Annotated in this window: 17 protein-coding genes; 4 read left to right on the forward strand and 13 right to left on the reverse strand. The window is 59.2% G+C overall.

The genetic code is table 11. From position 1 onward, the window contains the following. Window positions 1-138: 138 nt before the first annotated feature. The 8 genes from AAGQ88_RS01100 to glnA all read right to left on the reverse strand — a co-directional run bounded on the left by AAGQ88_RS01100 (window position 139) and on the right by glnA (window position 8,590). Window positions 139-1,878: an amidase gene (locus AAGQ88_RS01100; RefSeq protein ID WP_342654220.1), complete on the reverse strand. Its 1,740-nt coding sequence runs from the start codon at window positions 1,876-1,878 to the stop codon at window positions 139-141. A gap of 89 nt (window positions 1,879-1,967) precedes the next feature. Then, window positions 1,968-3,404: a nitrogen regulation protein NR(I) gene (ntrC, locus tag AAGQ88_RS01105; protein ID WP_093468118.1), complete on the reverse strand. Its 1,437-nt coding sequence runs from the start codon at window positions 3,402-3,404 to the stop codon at window positions 1,968-1,970. Beyond that, window positions 3,401-4,486 carry a nitrogen regulation protein NR(II) gene (glnL, locus tag AAGQ88_RS01110; RefSeq protein WP_093468121.1) on the reverse strand — a complete coding sequence of 362 codons (1,086 nt, stop codon included), beginning with the start codon at window positions 4,484-4,486 and terminating at the stop codon, window positions 3,401-3,403. Before glnL ends, ntrC begins: the two co-directional genes overlap by 4 nt. Before the next feature lie 306 nt (window positions 4,487-4,792). After that, window positions 4,793-5,416: a DUF4124 domain-containing protein gene (locus AAGQ88_RS01115; protein WP_285423583.1), complete on the reverse strand. Its 624-nt coding sequence runs from the start codon at window positions 5,414-5,416 to the stop codon at window positions 4,793-4,795. A gap of 10 nt (window positions 5,417-5,426) precedes the next feature. Next, window positions 5,427-5,951: a DUF4124 domain-containing protein gene (locus AAGQ88_RS01120; protein ID WP_285423582.1), complete on the reverse strand. Its 525-nt coding sequence runs from the start codon at window positions 5,949-5,951 to the stop codon at window positions 5,427-5,429. 45 nt (window positions 5,952-5,996) lie between these two features. After that, window positions 5,997-6,425: a cupin domain-containing protein gene (locus AAGQ88_RS01125; RefSeq protein WP_342654221.1), complete on the reverse strand. Its 429-nt coding sequence runs from the start codon at window positions 6,423-6,425 to the stop codon at window positions 5,997-5,999. Further along, the gene (aroQ, locus tag AAGQ88_RS01130; RefSeq protein WP_342654222.1) at window positions 6,422-6,967 is read right to left on the reverse strand and encodes a gamma subclass chorismate mutase AroQ; all 546 of its coding nucleotides are present in this window, start codon (window positions 6,965-6,967) and stop codon (window positions 6,422-6,424) included. The genes AAGQ88_RS01125 and aroQ overlap by 4 nt, the downstream gene beginning before the upstream one ends. A gap of 216 nt (window positions 6,968-7,183) precedes the next feature. Next, window positions 7,184-8,590 carry a glutamate--ammonia ligase gene (gene glnA / locus AAGQ88_RS01135; protein ID WP_093468136.1) on the reverse strand — a complete coding sequence of 469 codons (1,407 nt, stop codon included), beginning with the start codon at window positions 8,588-8,590 and terminating at the stop codon, window positions 7,184-7,186. 331 nt (window positions 8,591-8,921) lie between these two features. Here glnA and thiI point away from each other — a divergent pair, with 331 nt between their 5' ends. After that, window positions 8,922-10,376 (forward strand): tRNA uracil 4-sulfurtransferase ThiI, encoded by a 1,455-nt coding sequence (gene thiI, locus AAGQ88_RS01140; protein WP_342654223.1) that lies wholly within the window; start codon window positions 8,922-8,924, stop codon window positions 10,374-10,376. A 139-nt stretch (window positions 10,377-10,515) separates the two neighbouring features. Further along, window positions 10,516-12,336: a translational GTPase TypA gene (gene typA, locus AAGQ88_RS01145; protein WP_093468142.1), complete on the forward strand. Its 1,821-nt coding sequence runs from the start codon at window positions 10,516-10,518 to the stop codon at window positions 12,334-12,336. 205 nt (window positions 12,337-12,541) lie between these two features. Here typA and AAGQ88_RS01150 read toward each other — a convergent pair whose 3' ends face one another. From AAGQ88_RS01150 to AAGQ88_RS01160, 3 genes are all read right to left on the reverse strand, one after another. After that, a complete protein-coding gene (locus AAGQ88_RS01150) occupies window positions 12,542-12,997 on the reverse strand; it encodes a YkgJ family cysteine cluster protein (protein ID WP_342654224.1) in 456 nt (151 codons plus the stop codon). A gap of 141 nt (window positions 12,998-13,138) precedes the next feature. Further along, window positions 13,139-14,524, reverse strand: coding sequence for a GTPase/DUF3482 domain-containing protein (locus AAGQ88_RS01155; RefSeq protein ID WP_342654225.1), 1,386 nt, complete (start codon window positions 14,522-14,524; stop codon window positions 13,139-13,141). Then, complete coding sequence (locus AAGQ88_RS01160) at window positions 14,517-15,896, reverse strand: DUF2868 domain-containing protein (protein WP_342654226.1); 1,380 nt, start codon at window positions 15,894-15,896, stop codon at window positions 14,517-14,519. The genes AAGQ88_RS01155 and AAGQ88_RS01160 overlap by 8 nt, the downstream gene beginning before the upstream one ends. 103 nt (window positions 15,897-15,999) lie before the next feature. Here AAGQ88_RS01160 and AAGQ88_RS01165 point away from each other — a divergent pair, with 103 nt between their 5' ends. Both AAGQ88_RS01165 and AAGQ88_RS01170 read left to right on the forward strand, forming a co-directional pair. Next, on the forward strand, window positions 16,000-16,512 hold the full coding sequence (locus AAGQ88_RS01165) for a dihydrofolate reductase (protein WP_342654227.1): 513 nt from the start codon (window positions 16,000-16,002) through the stop codon (window positions 16,510-16,512). Between the two features lie 215 nt (window positions 16,513-16,727). Continuing rightward, window positions 16,728-17,783, forward strand: coding sequence for a haloacid dehalogenase-like hydrolase (locus AAGQ88_RS01170; protein ID WP_342654228.1), 1,056 nt, complete (start codon window positions 16,728-16,730; stop codon window positions 17,781-17,783). Between the two features lie 91 nt (window positions 17,784-17,874). Here AAGQ88_RS01170 and ilvD read toward each other — a convergent pair whose 3' ends face one another. Further along, window positions 17,875-19,722 (reverse strand): dihydroxy-acid dehydratase, encoded by a 1,848-nt coding sequence (gene ilvD / locus AAGQ88_RS01175; protein WP_093468157.1) that lies wholly within the window; start codon window positions 19,720-19,722, stop codon window positions 17,875-17,877. A 272-nt stretch (window positions 19,723-19,994) separates the two neighbouring features. Next, a complete protein-coding gene (locus AAGQ88_RS01180) occupies window positions 19,995-20,456 on the reverse strand; it encodes a transposase (protein WP_285423575.1) in 462 nt (153 codons plus the stop codon). Window positions 20,457-20,788 lie beyond the last annotated feature (332 nt).

Consider the following 20,788-nt stretch of genomic DNA (forward strand, 5'->3'; position numbering starts at 1 on the left):
GGTGGGGACGGTCATAGCTGACCGCCCCCAGCGGCGCACGCCATCTCACGGTCAGATGAGGTGCGCTGCGATCAGGCACAAGCCGAATCGGCGCGTTCGCGGGGCGCCAGTCAATTACAAAGAAACCTGAGTTGCTGTTCATGGCTGCAGAGTCCCTTCCCTGACCAGCGGATCAGTCGAGCTGTCGCGGGTCACTGGCCAATAAGGTCGCGCAAGCGGTACCGGCGTTCGAAGCGCTGGATCATCTGGCGCTGCACGATGGTATTCGGGGTGATGTTGCTGAAAATCCATCGCCGCCTGCACCAGGCTCGCGTCGCTGAATCGAGGTCCCCAAAACGCGGCATTTATCGCCAATCGTCTATCGATGCCCGAACTGCCGTGGCCGATGGGAAAGGTGACCATCGGCCATCCCAGAGCGTTGGGCAGGTCGTAAAACGACCGTTGGTTTTGCAGGCCGATGGGTTCCCCTCTTCCCATTCTGAACCCCACATGCGCACCCAACGGCATGACCATCATGAAATCCACGCCCGCTTCATCCAAGGCGTCTTCCCATAGTGTCATCTGCATACGACGACGTTGTTCCGCATCAATTCGCACGGCGCATGGGAGCTGCTCCACCACCGGGTGGGCGTGCTCCCTGCTGTAATAACGCAAAAGCACTGCTTGGTCGTCCTCGGGACGAGTTGCGGCGAAGGTCTCGACGGCTTGCCAATAGTTTGCTTCGTATTGCTGGCAATAGGTTGTCGCCATGGCTGGCGTTACGGACGTGAAGGGCTCTTCGATCGTCCATAGAATGGGTCCCGCGTAATAGAGGCAGTTGGCCTCATCCATCATGTTTACCCCAGCGAACTCAATCACTCGCGCCCCCAGCTGTTGCAATTGGCCCTTGAAGCGCTCGAAGGCCGCGCCGTAGTCGGAGTCGTAGGTCTGTGCAGGAGGCGTTACGGATTGCGTCATCCAGTCCGTTTGGGGGATGCCGATCGTCAGTCCAGCCAGCGGCGTCGCTCCCGGACGCGGTGCAGTCGGCATTTGCGGAAAAGGCAGCGGCGTATGCAGAGTTTGCGGGTCGCCATCGGGATCGGGTCCCTGTATCGCAGCCAGCACATGAGCGGCGTCCTGTACCGAGCGCGCCATCGGCCCGACCACGTCCCAACCTATACGCAGCGGCATCACGCCGCCGGTTGATACATAGCCCAGCGAAGGCTTGATGGCGCTGGCGCCATTGGCCGCTGCGGGGATGATCATGGAACCGCCGGTTTCTTCCCCAAGCGTCGCAACGCAGAGCCGCGCGACCGGCGCGATGGCCGATCCAGAACTTGAGCCGCCGGGCACCTTGTCGATGTCCCAGGCATTGCAGCCGAAATCGCCGTGGGTGCTGCCTGAAAAGCGGGAGCATATCGTGTGACCCAGCACGACGGCGCCTGCATCGCGTAACCGGGCAACGGCGGTGGCATTGCGCAGCGCAAAATTGGTGCTGAATTCCGGCGCGCCATTTTTGCTCTCAAGGCCGACGATACCGATGGAGTCCTTGACGCCAATCGGTATTCCGCAAAGTGGCGGGGCGGTGCCGCGAGGATCATTGGGATTGTTGAGCCACGCATCGGCGTCGGCTGACTGTGCCAGCGCCTGCTCGCGGTCGATACGTACAAAGGCGTTATAGCCGCCATTGTCGTTATAGGTTTCAAGGGGACCGTTGAGCTGGTCGATGCGCGCGAGGTAGTCCAGGGTGATCTGCCTGGACGACAGTTCGCCAGTGCGCAGCAGTGCAGCCATTTCCACGAGGGAATAGTCGACCAGACGCTCCTGCTTGGTAATAAGCGAACGACGAACGCGTTCGCTGAGGCCCCAACGGTAGAGGTGTTGCCAGAATCCGTTCACGTAATAGAGCTCCCTGCCCGTTGCGCATGACACTCAGGGAGCTAATCACTGTTACAAGACGGCGTAAACTGTCACAAATGACAGCACGGTTACGCTTCGTCTCCTTCGTCGTCATCCCCACCATCGATCTTCATGCCCAACTCCTTGATCTTGCGCGTCAAGGTGTTGCGGCCCCAGCCCAGCAGCACTGCCGCGTCGCGGCGACGGCCGGCCGTATGTTTCAGGGCGGTTTCGATCATGATGCGTTCGAAGGTCGGTACCGCGCTGTCCAGCAGGCTGGACTGGCCACGCGCCAGCGCCTGATCGGCCCATTGGCGCAGCGCCTGCTCCCAGTTGGTGACTGGCGCGGCATCTTGCGGCAGGCTGAGCAGCTCTGGCGGCAGGTCGCTGATGTGCACCTCACGGCCGGAAGCCATTACGGTGATCCAGCGGCAGGTGTTTTCCAGCTGACGCACGTTGCCCGGCCATGGCAGATGCTTGAGGTACTCCTCGGTCTCGGCCTTCAGCAGCTTCGGTTCGACCGCCAGTTCTTGCGCGGCGCGGCTGAGGAAGTGCTTGGCCAGCGTCGGAATGTCCTCGCGGCGGTCAGAGAGACGCGGAATATGGATGCGGATGACGTTGAGGCGGTGGAACAAGTCCTCACGGAATTTGCCGGCCTGAACCAGCGTTTCCAGATTCTGGTGCGTGGCGGCGATGATGCGCACATCGACTTTGACGGGCACGTGGCCGCCCACCCGATAAAATTCGCCATCGGCCAGTACGCGCAGCAGACGCGTCTGGGTATCGGCAGGCATGTCGCCGATTTCGTCGAGGAACAGCGTTCCGCCATCGGCTTGTTCAAAGCGTCCGCGGCGCAGGTTGGCAGCGCCGGTAAACGCGCCCTTTTCGTGACCGAACAACTCGGATTCCATCAAGTCTTTCGGAATCGCCGCCATGTTCAGCGCAATAAAAGGTGAGGCCGAGCGCGGGCTGTGGCGGTGCAGGGCGTGAGCGACCAGCTCTTTACCCGTTCCCGATTCGCCGTTGATGAGCACCGTGATGTTGGAATGGCTCAGACGACCGATGGCGCGAAACACTTCCTGCATGGCCGGCGCTTCACCGATGATCTCCGGCGTCCGGGTCAGGGTCGGCGCGACGTCCATGCCTTGCTGTTCCTGAGCATGCTGGTTGGCGCGCTTGACCAGCGAAACCGCTTCGTCGACGTCAAATGGTTTGGGCAGGTATTCGAAGGCGCCGCCTTGATACGAAGCAACGGCACTGTCGAGGTCCGAGTGTGCAGTCATGATGATGACCGGCAGACGCGGGTGCTGTTCGCGAATGCGCGCCAACAAATCCAGTCCGCTGGCGCCGGGCATGCGGATGTCGGAGATGATCACGTCCGGTTGCTGACGGGCCAGACGGCTCATTACGCCATCGGCGCTGTCGAAGCTTTGCGTGGTCATGCCTTCCTGTTGCAAGGCCTTTTCCAGTACCCAGCGGATGGAACGGTCGTCGTCGACGATCCAGACAGTTTCACTACGGCTCATGTCGAAGCTGCTCCTTGTTCCAGCGGCAAGAAGATCGAGAATGTTGTGTGGCCAGGATGGCTGTCACACTCGATCAGCCCCTGGTGCTGACTGATGATGTTCTGGGTGATGGCAAGGCCCAGCCCGGTACCGTCCGGGCGGCCGCTGACCATTGGGTAGAAAATGGTTTCCTGAAGTTCCGGCGCGATCCCGGGACCGTTGTCGATGATCTCGATCTTGCTCACCAGACGATGGCGCACGTGGCCGATCGTGAACTGACGCATCGCGCGGGTACGCAGGCTGATGCGGCCAAGGCGAAGCTCATTCTGTCCGCTGATGGCCTGCATGGCGTTGCGCACGATGTTGAGCACCGCCTGGATCATCTGTTCGCGGTCGATCAATACATCCGGGATGCTCGGGTCATAGTCGCGAACCAGCGTGATACAGCCTTGGCTTTCGGCCTCGACGAGGCTGCACACACGCTCCAGCACTTCATGCACGTTGGTCATTGCCAGTGAGGGCAGTTTGTTGGAGCCCAGCATCCGGTCGACGAGATTACGCAGGCGGTCGGCTTCTTCGATGATGACGTTGGTGTAGTCCTTCAGACTCTCTTCCGGCAGCTCGCGCGCCAGTAATTGCGCTGCTCCGCGGATGCCTCCCAGCGGATTCTTGATTTCATGCGCCAGACCACGCACCAGCATCTTGGTGGTTTCCTGCTTGGACAACTGAGCCTCTTCTTTGGTGATGCGCAGCAACCGGTCGCGCGGGTGCACCTCCAGCAGGAGCATGGTTTCGCCCTGCGACAGGATCGGCGTTACGGCGTAGTCGACCGTCAGCGTCTGACCCGTCAGCGCGGTGAGCATGGCTTCACGTTTGGTAAAAGGATGTGCTTGCTCAACCGCCTGTCGCAGAGAGCTGAGTGCTTCAGCCGACTCGGTGAACAGCTCGCTGATGAACTGCCCATGGCTGCGCTGACCACTGATGGCCAACAGCATTTCGGCTGCCGGATTCATGTACTCCAGGCGCAGGTCCGAATTGAGCAGAATCGTGGCAGTGGTCAGGTTATCGAGTAACAGTCGATGCAACGTATCGCTGATAGTCATGAATCTCGTTGACCTCTTTTGGCACATTGCACTGGGGGCCGGGCCCGAAAGTGCAGGCTCTGGTTGGTCTTCGCCAGCGTCGGACGCGACCTTCGGCCGGGTTTTCCCTCGCTTGAAGTCTGGAAAATGCAAAAACCAAACCAAGGCTCCGAAAAGAAGCGCGAATTGAGACATTTCGGGCTTTTTTTGCACCTTGAGCCCAATCAGGGCGCAGGGAAACACGATGCATGAACCAAAATGGGATCTTTCTCCACGTTTTCGTTCAGGTTGTGCACCATCGTGGGGCTGTTGCGCTGCGTATGGCAATCAGAAGAATGGCAGGATGCTGCTTTCTTCCTCGGGCTTATCCTTGATAGGGCATTCCGGGCGCACCCCGAACTCGTCTGGCTTGCACGGGTTGGCAAGGCGTTTCTGCGCAAGGGAAATGCGCATCATGTGGAATGGCTGGTTCGGCGTGCGTTCTACCACGCGGCCGTACTGGTCAACGATTTCGATGGACAGCTGATGCGTGCCTCGGTCTATGTTCGTCAGAGGGAAGACCGGGCTGCGCCCGGTTTCTCCATACGGCTTGCTGTCCACCAGCAAACGATAGGCGTGACCTGGCTGCAGTTCCGGATCATTGCTGACCGTGACGTTCAGGTTGCCCTGGATATCGCGGATCGTGGCATCTGGCTCAGGCGCCAGAATACGCAGCAGCTGATAGTGGAAGATCGGGCCCGGCGTGGCCTTGGCACTTGATGCCCGGGGCGGTTTCCTTATCGTTTGGTCTGGCTGCGATAGGCGGTTGCTCGGCGCAATGTCGACTTTTTTAGCGTTGCGATGGGGTTGGTCAGTGAACACGCGGTTACCTTCACCGTCGATGTACATGTACACCTCTGCAAGCGCCGATTGGCTGAGTGCAAGCAGCAGGCACAGCAGCACGCCGTGCATCCAGTTGCGTTCAAGGCTTGCCGACATGGACTCTCTGCACTGTCAGCGTGACGGTCTGGCTTTGCTGAATCGACTGTTGGTCTTGCAGAACTTGCACTGCAAGACTGTGCTCGCCGCGATCGAGTTGCATCACTTGAATACGAGGAACGTTGGTGGGCTGGCCGTAAGGCTCACCGTCCACCAGCAGTTGCAGCGCATGGCCGGGTTGCAGGCGGGGCTGAATTGCGACGCCTACCGTGAAGCTCCCATTATTGGCCCGCAGCGCTTCATCCTGCGGCAAGTCCGTCAGTTCCAGCACCTGATACGCCGCCGCACTGGGCTGTTGCTGATTCTGGGGCTGCGGCGCGGACGGCCCTGGAGGGGGTGCGGCGGTGTTCACATTGTTAAGCGGCGGCAGTTCGACCGTTTCGGCTTTGGTGCCGTCTGGCGGCTGACTGCTGTAAGCCGTGTTGCCGTTGGCATCGGTGTATTTATAGATCTGCGCAACTGCAGGCAACGCGAGCATCAGCAGCAGAAGGGCGAGGCTTTGACGCATGAACACTCCAATGACAACGACAAGGTCAACGACAGGTAGCTGGACCTACTGTGAAAGCGGCAGCCCCGGGGTGCCAGCATAGAACACTACCAGTTTGACTGCGCTATCTCCCGTCACTCCGCGATGCTGTCTGTCGACGATTTCCGGCAGCACATCGCCTGGTTTGAGCATGATCGACTTGCCGCCGTCCCGTGTTTCGACGCGCAGCTGCCCTGACACCACGTAAGCTGCATTAGGCATCGGGTGTTGATGCCACTTGAGTGAAGTGTTCGCGGGAATGTTGATGCGCATGACGGTCAGCTCAGGCTGACCGGCGGGATAAGTTTGATAGGCAGTGCCTTCCCAGGACGTCGTGCTTTTGAGCAACACGCGGGACTCGATGGCTGATGGTGCTGAGGGAATGGCGCTGCACCCTGCAGACAGCAGGGCCATGGCGATCAATGACGTCCGTTTCATCATTCTGCTGACGCTCATTTGTTCACCACGCACAGTTCGCCTACGGCTCGTATGAGCGCCATGTCCTGAATCGGGTTGAGGGTTTGCTTGTCTCTGGCCCGCGTCACCCACCTGATGCAATCCGGGTCACGCCGGTGCGGCGCGAAGTCGGCGTAGGTTTGCAACAGTCGCGTCTGCAACTGATCGAGCTGCGAGCGGACTGCGCTGATGTCTCCTGGCGCTTTGGGTGTGACGCCCAGTGACTGCCATCGGGCAAGCAATGCATATTGCGCCAGCTTGTTCGCTTCGATCTGGGCAACGAACAGCTCGCGGATTTCTTCACGTTCAAGTGGGGGCTCGCCTTCGCGCTTGGCGTTGGCGATGACGGTGTCTTCGCGGCCACGGTCGGTTACGGGGAGTTTGTGGTGCAGTTTGAAACGCGCCACGCTCTCGGCGAGATCGAGGCGCTCCCTGATGACCTTGATCAGTGGTTCAAGCGATGGTGGCGCCTCGCTGGCGCTGGCATGGGGCATGGTCAGCGCAAGAACGGCGGGTAATAGAAGAGTGATCTCCCTGAGCATGTACAACCTCCTGGTGCTTGGTTTGGCATAGCGCGCAGGTTGCCCGAATAGCGATCCTCAGGTGCGGTACATATGTATTACCTCTCACGTCATTGATCCGGATAACATCACTCCTCGCCGAGCAACTGCTCCGGGTTGACTGATCACGTTATCGCGCCCATAAAAAAGGCCTCCCGAAGGAGGCCTCTCTACGCAGTTATCGCTGACGCGACTGGATCAGACGCTGTAGTACAGGTCGTATTCCAGTGGGTGTACGAAGGTGCGAACCTTGATTTCTTCTTCCGATTTCAGAGCGATGTAAGCGTCGATGAAGTCGTCGCTGAATACGCCGCCCTTGGTCAGGAATGCACGGCCTTTGTCCAGCTCTTCCAGAGCTTCTTTCAGGCTGCCGCAAACTTGCGGGATCTCTGCAGCTTCTTCAGGCGGCAGGTCGTACAGGTTTTTGTCAGCGGCATCGCCAGGGTGGATCTTGTTCTGGATACCGTCCAGGCCAGCCATCAGCAGAGCCGAGAATGCCAGGTATGGGTTGGCAGCCGGATCCGGGAAGCGAGCTTCGATACGACGGCCTTTAGGGCTGGAAACGTATGGAATACGGATCGATGCAGAGCGGTTACGGGCCGAGTAAGCCAGCATCACTGGCGCTTCGAAACCTGGGACCAGACGCTTGTAGGAGTTGGTCGACGGGTTGGTGAAGCCATTCAGAGCCTTACCGTGCTTGATGATACCGCCGATGAAGTACAGAGCGGTGTCGGACAGACCGGCATAGCCTTCGCCAGCGAAGGTGTTCTTGCCTTCTTTGGAGATGGACATGTGTACGTGCATACCCGAGCCGTTGTCGCCGTACAGAGGCTTAGGCATGAAGGTAGCGGTGCGGCCGTAAGCGTCAGCGACGTTGTGGACCACGTACTTCAGGGTCTGGGTTTCGTCAGCTTTCTTCACCAGGGTGTTGAACTTGACGCCGATTTCGTTCTGGCCGGCAGTTGCCACTTCGTGGTGGTGAACTTCGACGGTCAGGCCCATTTCTTCCAGGGCGTTGCACATTGCAGTGCGGATTTCGTGGTCGTGGTCGACCGGAGGCACTGGGAAGTAGCCGCCTTTGACGCCTGGACGGTGGCCCTTGTTGCCGCCATCGACGTCCTGATCGGTCATCCAGGAAGCTTGTTCGGAGAAGATCTTGAACATCGAACCCGAGATATCGGATTTGAATTTCACTTCGTCGAAGATGAAGAATTCTGGCTCTGGACCGACGAATACGGTGTCACCGATACCGGTGGACTTCAGGTATTCCTCAGCGCGGTGAGCGATGGCGCGTGGGTCGCGGTCGTAACCTTGCATGGTCGAAGGTTCGATGATGTCGCAAACCAGGATCAGGGTAGGCTCTTCGGTGAACGGATCCAGGACGGCGGTTTCGTCGTCCGGCAGCAGGATCATGTCGGAAGCTTCGATGCCTTTCCAGCCAGCGATGGAGGAGCCGTCGAACATTTTGCCGACTTCGAAGAAATCGTCATCCAGAGCATCACGCGCTGGCATGGTGACGTGCTGCTGCTTGCCTTTGGTGTCAGTGAAGCGCAGATCAATCCACTTAACGTCATGATCTTTGATGAGTTGAACCGACTTCGACATGTTGTCCTCCGGGGTGGATTAGGGCCTGATAGTTGTTAGCCCTTAAATATGGGTGATGCCGGGCGCGATAGTCGGCCAAGGCAACCTGCCTCACAAGGGAGCAATTTGCATGCCAGTGCCCCGTGTTGGGATTTCTTCGGGAAACCCCGTTATTTCCGGCGTTAAACGTCGCAATTGTGAAAACTCGCGCACCTTGTTGGTGCTCGATAATTGTATACAGTCCCATTTTGGTGCGCTGATGATCGGCTGTACGATAACTGGTTAAACCTTGAGCAATTTCCGCTATAATCCGCGCCCCCCTTTTTCGACCGGCACCTCGCGCGCTGTTTTCATGAAATTAATCGTCAAAGTTTTCCCTGAAATCACTATCAAAAGCCGGCCTGTGCGCAAGCGCTTCATCAAACAGCTGGCAAAGAACATCCGTACGGTGCTCCGCGATCTGGACCCGGCGTTGGTGGTGGATGGCGTGTGGGACAACCTCGAGGTCGAAACCAGGGTCGAGGATCCCAAGATTCTGCACGAAATGACCGAGCGGCTGAGCTGCATGCCCGGCATCGCGCACTTCCTGCAGGTCGATCAGTACCCGCTGGGCGACATGGACGACATCTACGAGAAGTGCAAACTGCATTTCGGTAACGCCCTGCCAGGTAAGATTTTTTCCGTGCGCTGCAAGCGCGCCGGTCACCACGACTTCAGCTCCATGGACGTCGAGAAATACGTCGGCAGCAAGCTGCGTCGTGAGTGCAACGCTGCCGGTATCTCGCTCAAGGCGCCGGAGGTCGAGGTACGGATCGAGATCCGCGATCAGCGTCTGTTCGTGATTCACAGCCAGCACGACAGCATCGGTGGTTACCCGTTGGGTTCGCTTGAGCAGACTCTGGTGCTGATGTCGGGTGGTTTTGATTCGACCGTGGCCGCTTACCAGATCATGCGCCGCGGTCTGATGAGCCATTTCTGCTTCTTCAACCTGGGCGGAAGGGCGCATGAACTGGGCGTGATGGAAGTTGCGCACTTCCTCTGGAAGAAGTACGGCAGCTCACAGCGCGTGCTGTTCGTCAGCGTGCCGTTCGAGGAGGTTCTGGGAGAAATTCTCGGAAAAGTCGATAACAGTCATATGGGCGTAGTATTGAAGCGTATGATGTTGCGCGCTGCGACCAATATTGCAGACAGGCTGGAGATCGATGCCCTGGTGACAGGTGAAGCGATTTCCCAGGTGTCCAGCCAGACGCTGCCCAACCTGTCGGTCATCGATTGCGTGACAGAGAAGCTGGTGTTGCGCCCGCTGATCGCCAGTCACAAGCAGGACATCATCGATCAGGCCGATCAGATCGGTACCGGCGATTTTGCCCGGCACATGCCCGAATACTGCGGTGTCATCTCGGTCAACCCAAAGACCGCGGCCAAACGCCACCGCGTGGAGCATGAAGAAAAAGAGTTCGACATGGCCGTGCTTGAGCGCGCGCTCGAAAACGCCCGCCTCGTTCCTATCGATCGCGTGATCGAGGAGCTGGGCCAGGACGTTCAGGTCGAAGAAGTCAGTCAGGCGCTGGCCGGGCAAGTGGTCATCGACATCCGTCACCCGGATGAAGCGCAGGACCACCCGCTGGAACTGACTGGCATCGAAGTACAAACGCTGCCGTTCTTTGCATTGAACAGCCGTTTCAAGGAGCTGGATGACACGCGCCAGTACCTGCTTTATTGCGACAAAGGCGTCATGAGTCGCCTGCATGCTCATCATTTGCTCAGTGAGGGGCATGCCAATGTGCGCGTTTATCGACCGAGCTAAGTGCCCGGGGCTGTTTGCCTGTGGCTTGCGTCACCGGCCCCCCGACACCAGTCGTCAGCCGTAACGGCTTTAGCCGACTCTACCGTTCATAGCTGCCTATTATTGGTAGCTGACCGAATCCTCTGATCGAGATACACAAGTGATCGAAAATCTACGTAACATCGCCATCATTGCTCACGTTGACCACGGTAAAACCACCCTCGTCGACAAGCTTCTGCGCCAGTCCGGCACCCTTGAGCGTAACGAGCTCAACGACGAACGCGTGATGGACTCCAACGACCAGGAGAAAGAGCGCGGTATTACCATTCTCGCGAAGAACACTGCGATCAACTGGAATGGCTACCACATCAACATCGTCGACACCCCGGGCCACGCCGACTTCGGTGGCGAAGTAGAGCGCGTGATGTCGATGGTTGACTCCGTTCTGCTGCTGGTCGACGCTCAAGACGGCCCTATGCCGCAAACCCGTTTCGTGACCAAGAAGGCTTTCGAAGCCGGCCTGCGTCCAATCGTGGTCATCAACAAGGTTGACCGTCCGGGCGCGCGTCCTGACTGGGTTCTGGACCAGATCTTCGACCTGTTCGACAACCTGGGCGCCACTGAAGAACAGCTGGATTTCCAGGTCGTCTACGCCTCGGCGATCAACGGCATCGCCGGTCTGGATCACACCGACATGGCCGAAGACATGACCCCGCTGTACCAGGCGGTCGTCGACCACGTTCCTGCGCCGAAAGTTGACCGTGACGGTCCTTTCCAGATGCAAATCTCGGCTCTGGACTACAACAGCTTCCTGGGCGTTATCGGTGTTGGCCGTATCGCTCGCGGTCGCGTCAAGCCGAACACCCCGGTTGTGGCGATCAGCGCTGACGGCAAGCGTCGCAACGGTCGTATCCTCAAGCTGATGGGTCACCACGGTCTGCACCGCATCGACGTCGAAGAAGCAGCTGCCGGCGACATCGTCTGCATCAGCGGCTTCGAAGAGCTGTTCATCTCCGACACCCTGTGCGACCCGACCGTCGTCGAAGCGATGAAGCCGCTGACCGTTGACGAGCCGACCGTTTCCATGACCTTCCAGGTAAACGACTCGCCATTCTGCGGTAAAGAAGGCAAGTTCGTGACGTCCCGTAACATCAAGGACCGTCTGGACAAAGAGCTGCTGTACAACGTTGCACTGCGCGTTGAAGAAGGCGACTCGGCTGACAAGTTCAAGGTTTCCGGCCGTGGCGAGCTGCACCTGTCGGTACTGATCGAAACCATGCGTCGCGAAGGTTTCGAGCTGGCCCTGGGCCGTCCTGAAGTGATCATCCGCGAAGTTGACGGCGTCAAGCAGGAACCGTACGAAAACGTGACCATCGACATCCCTGAAGAATCGCAGGGCAAGGTCATGGAAGAAATGGGTCTGCGTAAAGGCGACCTGAGCAACATGGTGCCGGATGGCAAGGGCCGTGTTCGTCTGGAATACAACATCCCTGCTCGCGGTCTGATCGGTTTCCGTAACCAGTTCCTGACCCTGACCAACGGTGCTGGCATCCTGACCTCGATCTTCGATCGCTACGACACCGTCAAGTCGGGCCACATGTCCGGCCGTCAGAACGGCGTGCTGGTATCGGTCGAAACCGGTAAGGCACTGACCTACTCGCTGGAAACCCTGCAGGCGCGTGGCAAGCTGTTCGTTGAACACGGTCAGGAAATCTACAACGGCCAGATCGTTGGTCAGAACAGCCGTGACAACGACCTGGGCGTCAACCCTACCAAGGGCAAGAAGCTCGACAACATGCGTGCTTCGGGTAAAGACGAAACCATCGCGCTGGTCCCACCTGTTCGCTTCACGCTGGAACAGGCTCTGGAATACATCCAGGAAGACGAGCTGTGCGAAGTCACGCCTAAGTCGATCCGTCTTCGCAAGAAGATCCTCGACGAAAGCGAGCGTACCCGCGCTGCCAAGAAAGCCAAGGCGTAACTAGCCCCGGCTGAACGAAAACGCCCCCGGTCGAAAGGCCGGGGGCGTTTTTGTTTGTGCGGGATTTGGTGTGGTTCGGGAGGGTTCAGCAGATACCAATGGCGCTCGAACTGGTCTTTTCTCGGCTAATACCAGTCCTGCGCTGCGCACGTAATCAGTAGGGCCAGCTTAAGGCGGGAAGGCGAACGCGATTGCTGTATAAGTTTTAGAACTTCAACGGTACCCGGCCAGAGTTCGAATTCAATGTGCCGCTTTTCTCGCGCACGACTTCTTTTGGCTTGTATGCGCAATAGCCCGGCCGTGGACCGATCTTTGGATGATTACGGCAGGTGTCCGGGCGCTTGTCGTAGATCGTGCACAGTCGGCTTTTGCGATCCAGATAGAGGCAGTCGTTATTGCTCATCCGCTGAAGCGTGAAAATCCCGGACTTCTGATTGAAGCGCTCGACAATGCCTTCCTTCTGCACGCGCTTGGCAATGTTCTTCGGGTTGTCGCCCATTTCGAATTCGTCGACGACGCCGATACGTATCAGGTCCTTGATCTTCGCTTCCACCGGCAACGTGCAGCAGCTGGAAATGCAGCCTCCGCACATGTGGCTGGAGTATTTCTGCCAGGTCTCGAGGCGGTCGATTTCTGCAGCGGCGATCAAGGTGGGTTTCATGGCGTTGTGCTTCCGGGTGTATCGGGCGCGCGATCATACCGGGCCGCGCGCATTTCCCCTATCGCAAAATGATCGACGCGACTGTCGGCAGGATATTGAAGGCGGCGTGAACTTGCGCATGCTTCAAAGCTCCACAGCTTTTTACGTGCGAATGATGACCTCGGCCAATCGCTCGATCTGTTCCTGCCGCTCTGCCTGATTGAGCTTGGCGTGTGGATTCAGCGAAGACCACTGCGGATGTGCCCGGGCTTTGCGCAGCGCGTCCGGCAGCTTGCCTTCGCGCCAGTTCTTGTCCTGTGGGGCATCGAGCTTGATGCTGTCCATCGCCGCATGACCCCTTGCCTCCAGCGCACTCAGCAATTGTCGCTGGCGTAGCGCGAGAAGTCGCAGCACGGCATCGTCCACTGTCAGCTCGCGCTGGCCTTTGATTTTCCCCAGCAGACGCCCGCCGTAACTGCGCGCTGTTTGCAATGCGCCGCCAGCAATCGCACCCACCAGCGCCGCAGCGCCAAGGGTGATCCCGCCCACCAGCAGATCCACGCCGGCGCCCGCGGCGGCGCCGGCAGCGATGCCGCCGCCCACCCTGACACCCAATAATTTAAGCGTTTCCGGGTTGAACAAGTCATCGCCCCACCGGCCATCGAGCAACGGCAGGTCACTGGCAGACGCGTCGTCACGGCGGAACGCATAGAGCGTCAACAGCGCCTCGACGCAGCGTTGTTCACGCTTGCGCACCGCTGCGCGCAGGTCCTGGATCGCCGCCTGCATAGGCTCAGAAGTCGTCGCAACGCTACGACGACACGCTGCACAGTCGACCAGCAACTCCGAAATCAGTCTCGCTGCACTCTGACGGCGAACCTGACGCTGTGCTTGCTGGTCAGCGATCAAGCGCTCAAGACGTGGGCGTGAGTCCTCCAGCAGCAGCGCCAGGCTTTCGTAAAGTCGCCGCTCGCCGTCCTCGGGCGGGGCAACGCTGTCGAAACGCACCAGCGCATGCAGCCCAAGGCGCGCCAACGCTTCGCGCCAGTCAGGCTCGCGCTGCTGAGGACTGCTGACAAAATTGAGCACGGGCAGCAGCGGTTTGCCGCAACTGGCCAGCACCGCCAGCTCATCGCGGTATTTGGCCAGCACCGGCTCACGGGCGTCGATCACGTAAAGGCCGGCATCCGACGCCAGCAACTGGCGTAGCACCTTGGCTTCCTGTTCGAACCGCTGCCGCGCTTCGCTGCCTTCCAGAAAGCGGGTCAGTCGCGCCGGCCCGTCAAGCCGTTCGCCCGGCCGGTCGAGTCGCTCCAGATAGTCGAGCAGCGCGATCGCATCTTCCAGGCCGGGCGTGTCGTACAGCTCCAGCAACGCCTCGCCGTCCACCGATAATCGCGCCCCTTCAACATGGCGGGTCGTGCTGGGGCGATGTGACACCTCGCCAAATCCGACATCGCGCGTCAGCGTGCGAAGCAGAGACGTTTTGCCGACGTTGGTGTGGCCGACCACTGCCAGCTTCAGCGCGCGGGTTGCGGTCTCAGTCATGTCCTTTCTCCAGCCAAGTCAGGGGCGAGCCTTGCGTCCAGTTCAGCTCCAGCTGATGCAGCGCGGCGTGCCAGTCGCCCAGGCGATCCGCATCGAGTGCCTGGCCGGAGGGCGCTGGCAGCAGCCAGATGCGCGTGTCTGCGGCGCAGCGTGCGAGCTCCGCGATCAGGGCCAGACTGCCACGGTCAGGCGAGCGTCGAGGGTCGCAGGCAACCACCAGCCGCGCAGGAGGGTACCGGGTCAACTGATCAAGCAGCTTGCGTCGTGATTCGCGGCTGTCGAGTATGCCTGCGTCCGTCACACCTTCGGGCAGCGCGGGCGGCCAAGGGTGTTGGTCGTCCAGTTCGATGGCCACAAGCAATGCGCCCTCGCTTTCGCTGGCGCGAGGGCCGGGCTGCACCGAATGGAGCTGCGCCGGTGCGGCATCGTTGATGCCCAATCGTTCGCTGCTGGGCATCAGGCGTGCTCGCAGCTCGGCGAAACCGGGCTGACTCAAATCCAGATCCAGTGCCTGGCGTCCTGCTCGCCAACGCCCGTAGCAAAAGAGCGTCAGCAAAAGGCGTGGCCCGATCCCGTACACCACCAGCACGCCCACCAACCAGGCGGCCCACACTTGTCGCGCATTTTCGATGACCAGCGCCCCTTCGCCGCTGGCTCGCACCATCGACTCGCTGGGCACGTCGAATCCTAGCCACGAGGGGAGCGCGCCCAGGCTTTGGGTCAGGCCGACAAACGTGTCACTGCCCAGAATGGTCGTCTCCCAGACAAATCCGTATCGTCGCGTCGCCATGAGTAAGAGCAGCAGAGTGAGGGCGCTGAGTAATGCAATCAGCCACAGGCCGTTGACGCACGTGCCCAATAACCAGCGGTTCAGGCGCTTGCGCTGTAACAACAGGACCAGCGCGGGAGCCAGTTGTGCAGCCTGAGCGTCACGGGCGAGCTTCTCGCTCAGCCATAGCCACAAGCGGCCCAGACTGGCAGCGCTTTCGCCTGCGAACACCAGGCCCAGCACCCAACTGATCAACAGAATCAGGTTGAGGCCCAGCAGGCTGCCCAAGGCCCAGAACACATTGACCGGCGTTTGTCCGTCGCCCAGCGCAGCAAAGGCCAGCCCGGCGCCACTGATTACGGCCAGGATCGACAACAGGATCAGGCCCAGCCGTGCTCCCTGTTTCCAGTGACTTAAAGCGGCGACCATGCCGTCACGCTCGGCCAGCCACAAGGCGCGGTGTTTGACGCGGGTCAGCAAGTCGCCCGCGGTGTTGCGGGCACGGCGGCAGGCTTCGTCATCTTCAAGCGGACCTGCGTGTTGTTCACGCAAGCGCACGGCTTCGGTCAGCCACAGTTCATCGAGTGGGGTCAGTGCGGTCACGCGGCGTCTCGTTGGTGAGTTCAGGTGGGAGCATAACTGGTGTGACCGCTATCGCGCGCTTCCGTGCATGCGTGTGTGCATATGTGCTGTTATTCTCGCCGACATGAAAAATCATCTCCCCCTCAGCCTGATTGCCGCGCTCGGTGAAAACCGCGTCATCGGCATCGACAATTCCATGCCTTGGCATCTGCCGGGCGATTTCAAATACTTCAAAGCGACGACGCTGGGCAAGCCGATCATCATGGGTCGCAAGACCTGGGATTCGCTGGGCCGTCCGCTGCCGGGCCGCCTGAATATCGTGGTGACTCGCCAGGCCGATCTCACGCTTGAAGGTGCCGAGGTGTTCACCTCACTGGATGCGGCTGTCGCGCGCGCAGAACAATGGGCGATTGAGCAGAACGTCGATGAAGTCATGCTGATCGGTGGCGCGCAGTTGTACGCCCAAAGCCTGGCGCAGGCCAATCGTCTGTACCTCACTCGCGTCGCGTTGAGTCCTGATGGTGACGCCTGGTTTCCCGAGTTTGATCCGACTGAGTGGAAACTGGTTTCCGACACGCCGAACCCCGCACTGGATGGCAAGCCTGCCTACCACTTTGAGGTGTGGGAGCGGATCTGATATCGAATCGTCTGGACACGGCCCAGAGCGGCCAATTCCTGCAGGCGACGGCGCAACGGGTGTTCCCACTGTCACAAACATGTCGTTTTTATGTCATCTGTCGCGAACGGTTTTCAACATGACGCCATCAGAACGCACACAGTCGCTGACGCATTAAAACAGCAACAGCTTTTTGTTACGGTCCAGCCTCGAACTGAAACAGGGAGGACACCGTAATGAAGCTCGCACCGAAATTGTTGGCCGCTGCGCTCTGTCTGGGGCTTGCCGCTCAGGCGTACTCAACGGAGCTCACCCACTGGCCGGAACCTGCCGCCAAGCAGTTGAACGCCATGATCGCGGCGAATGCCAATAAAGGTAATTTCGCGGTTTTCGACATGGATAACACCAGCTACCGCAATGATCTGGAAGAATCGCTGCTGCCTTTCATGGAAAACAAAGGGCTGATCACCCGCGACAAGCTCGACCCCTCCCTTAAGCTCATCCCGTTCAAAGACACGGCGGACCAGAAGGAAAGCCTGTTCAGTTATTACTATCGCCTCTGCGAAGTCGACGACATGGTCTGTTACCCATGGGTTGCGCAGGTGTTTTCCGGTTTCACCCTCAAGGAACTCAAGGGCTACGTCGACGAGCTGATGGCTTCAGGCAAGCCGGTGCCGAGTACGTACTACGAGGGTGACGTGGTCAAGACCATCGAAGTCCAGCCGCCCAAGGTGTTCACCGGTCAGGCGGAGCTGTTCAACAAATTGATGGAGAACGGCATCGAGGTTTACGTGATGACCGCGGCGTCCGAAGAACTGGTGCGCATGGTGGCCGCCGATCCCAAATATGGCTACAACGTCAAACCGCAGAACGTCATTGGCGTGACCACGTTGCTGAAAAATCGCGAAACCGGCGAGCTCACCACCGCGCGCAAGCAGATCACCGCAGGCAAATACGACGAGAAAGCCAACCTTGGCCTCGAACTGACGCCCTATCTGTGGACTCCGGCGACCTGGATGGCCGGCAAGCAGGCGGCGATCCTGACCTATATCGATCAGTGGAAAAAACCGGTTCTGGTGGGTGGCGACACGCCGACCAGCGATGGTTACATGCTGTTTCACAGCGTCGACGTCAACAAAGGCGGGATTCATCTGTGGGTCAACCGCAAAGACAAATACATGACCCAGCTCAACGGCATGATCAAATCCAACGCCGACGCTCAGGCCAAAGAGGGCTTGCCAGTGACGGCCGACAAGAACTGGGTGATCGTCAAGCCCGACGAAATCCAGTAAAGACTTTTGTGGGAGCGTGCTGATACGCGGTGTAAAAAAAGCCCGGCATCGCTGCCGGGCTTCTTTTTGCTTCGCTGCGCGCTAAGGCCAGTTACGGCACCAGCTTGTCCAGCATCGCCTTGTCTCGCACCGCGCCTTTGTCGGCACTGGTCGCCAGCAGGGCATAAGCCTTCAGCGCCGTGGTCACCTTGCGCGGACGGGTTTCGACAGGCCGCCAGCCTTTCTTGTCCTGCTCTGCACGACGCTCGGCCATCTCCGCATCGTCGATCAACAGGTTGATCGAACGGTTCGGGATGTCGATCAGCACTTTATCGCCGTCGCGCACCAGACCGATCGCGCCACCGGCAGCGGCTTCAGGCGAAGCGTGGCCGATGGACAGGCCCGAAGTGCCGCCCGAGAAACGGCCGTCAGTCAGCAAGGCGCAGGCTTTGCCCAGACCTTTGGATTTCAGGTACGAAGTCGGGTAGAGCATTTCCTGCATGCCCGGACCGCCTTTCGGACCTTCATAACGAATGATCACGATATCGCCGGCCTTCACTTCGTCAGCAAGGATCCCGCGCACCGCGCTGTCCTGGCTTTCGAAGATCTTCGCGTTGCCTTCGAACACGTGGATCGATTCGTCGACGCCTGCGGTTTTCACGACGCAACCGTCCTGCGCAATATTGCCGTACAGCACGGCCAGGCCGCCTTCTTGCGAATAGGCGTGCTTGACGCTGCGGATGCAGCCGTTCTCGCGGTCGTCATCCAGCGTCTCCCAACGGGTCGACTGACTGAATGCAGTTTGCGTCGGGATGCCGGCCGGGCCTGCCTTGAAGAAGGTATGCACCGCTTCGTCGTCAGTCTGCGTGATGTCCCACTTGGCGATCGCCTCTTCCATGGAGCGAGCGTGCACCGTCGGCAGGTCGGTGTGCAGCAGGCCGCCGCGCGCCAGTTCGCCGAGAATGCTGAAGATGCCGCCCGCGCGATGGACGTCTTCCATGTGGTACTTCTGGATGTTCGGCGCGACTTTGCACAGTTGCGGCACTTTGCGCGACAGACGGTCGATGTCGCGCAGGTCGAACGCGATTTCGGCTTCCTGGGCGGCTGCCAGCAGGTGCAGGATGGTGTTGGTCGAGCCACCCATCGCGATGTCGAGGGTCATCGCGTTCTCGAACGCTTTGAAGTTGGCGATGTTGCGCGGCAGAACCGAGTCGTCGTTGTCGCGGTAGTAGGTTTTGCACAGCTCGACGATGGTACGGCCAGCCTGCAGGAACAGTTGCTCGCGGTCCGAGTGGGTGGCCAGCGTCGAACCGTTGCCAGGCAAAGCAAGGCCCAGGGCTTCGGTCAGGCAGTTCATCGAATTGGCCGTGAACATCCCGGAGCACGAACCGCAGGTCGGGCAGGCACTGCGCTCGTATTCGGCGACTTTCTCATCGGAAGCCGAGGAGTCTGCCGCGATGACCATCGCGTCAACCAAGTCGAGGCCGTGGCTGGCGAGCTTGGTCTTGCCGGCTTCCATCGGGCCACCGGAAACGAAGATCACCGGGATGTTCAGGCGCAGCGCAGCCATCAACATGCCGGGGGTGATCTTGTCGCAGTTGGAGATGCAGACGATTGCGTCGGCACAGTGAGCGTTGACCATGTATTCGACCGAATCGGCAATGATCTCGCGGCTTGGCAGCGAGTACAGCATGCCGTCGTGACCCATGGCGATGCCGTCGTCCACGGCGATGGTGTTGAATTCCTTGGCAACGCCGCCTGCCTTTTCAATCTCGCGGGCAACCAGTTGACCCAGATCCTTGAGGTGCACGTGGCCTGGCACGAACTGAGTGAACGAGTTGGCGATGGCGATGATCGGCTTTTTGAAATCTTCGTCCTTCATGCCCGTGGCACGCCACAAGGCGCGTGCACCGGCCATGTTGCGGCCGTGGGTGGACGTTTTCGAACGGTAATCAGGCATTGGAGCACTCCGGCTAATCGGCTAATAAGGAAGGGAGTGAGCTTCTAGTGACGTCGTTTGCAAAAGGCAGTGACCGGATGCAGCGAAGAAACCGAACGACACGGGATCACCGTACGCTCAGCCTGAGCTCATAAACCCGCCGGGGGATGACTGGCGATGAATAGCGCTGATTCTACACCTGTGGGGGCGGGAGGGAATGGGCAAGCGACCTTGTAACGTACGCAGAGCCCTGTAGGAGCGTGGCTTGTCCCGCGATGGATCGAGAGACTGCCTCAGATCCAGATAGCATCCCACAGAGGGTAGTCATGCACCCGCCTGGCTAGCCCTGCCCTGACTGGATTCATGACAATGTAGCGCGCAATCGCCTGCAGATCCTCCTCTCGTCGAACTGCTCGGTCGTGATAACCCTTTTGCCAGAGGCGGTGATTGCTTCCGGCTGCGTTATTGAACGCCCGCACCGTTCGCGATTTTGTTTTACACATCAGAACCGCGAGATGGACATTCTGGAGCTCGACCAACCAATGGAAATGATCTGGCATGACCACCCATGCTAATGATCTTGCCGCCCCTTCTTCTTCTGCCTGGCGAAAAGCATCCACGAGCAGCCGCCCCATCCGCCAGTCGCCAAAAAACGGTGAGCGATCTCGCGTGACGCTCGTTAGAAGATAAATACGTCCGGATTCGGAGTAACGCCCCAAGCGGAGACGATTTCCTCCGGGTGACATCTCAGACATTCCGTCGCCTCGTCAATCAACGTTGAGGATAACGTTAGCGGTCAGGAATAGATGGGCTCGCGAAATTGTGTTTCAGAAAGCGCGACTTGCAGGAGCGTGGCTTGTCTCTGGGCCGCATCCGGACGATCTGCCGGGAACCAGAAGTGCAACCAGCCATTGCGGTATGTCAGGAAGCATGTATTCGCTGGATTTGCTGTTGCTGCGCAACAGATCGCGGGACAAGCCACGCTCCTACCGGGCGGTCTATTAGGGCGGGCAAGTGGCTCTGAAAAAGCATCGCGAGCAAGCTCACTCCTACAGGTTGTCCGTAATGGTTGTAGGAATGAGTTGAT

This window comes from Pseudomonas sp. F3-2, from assembly GCF_038804275.1.
In the GTDB taxonomy this organism is placed as follows: domain Bacteria; phylum Pseudomonadota; class Gammaproteobacteria; order Pseudomonadales; family Pseudomonadaceae; genus Aquipseudomonas.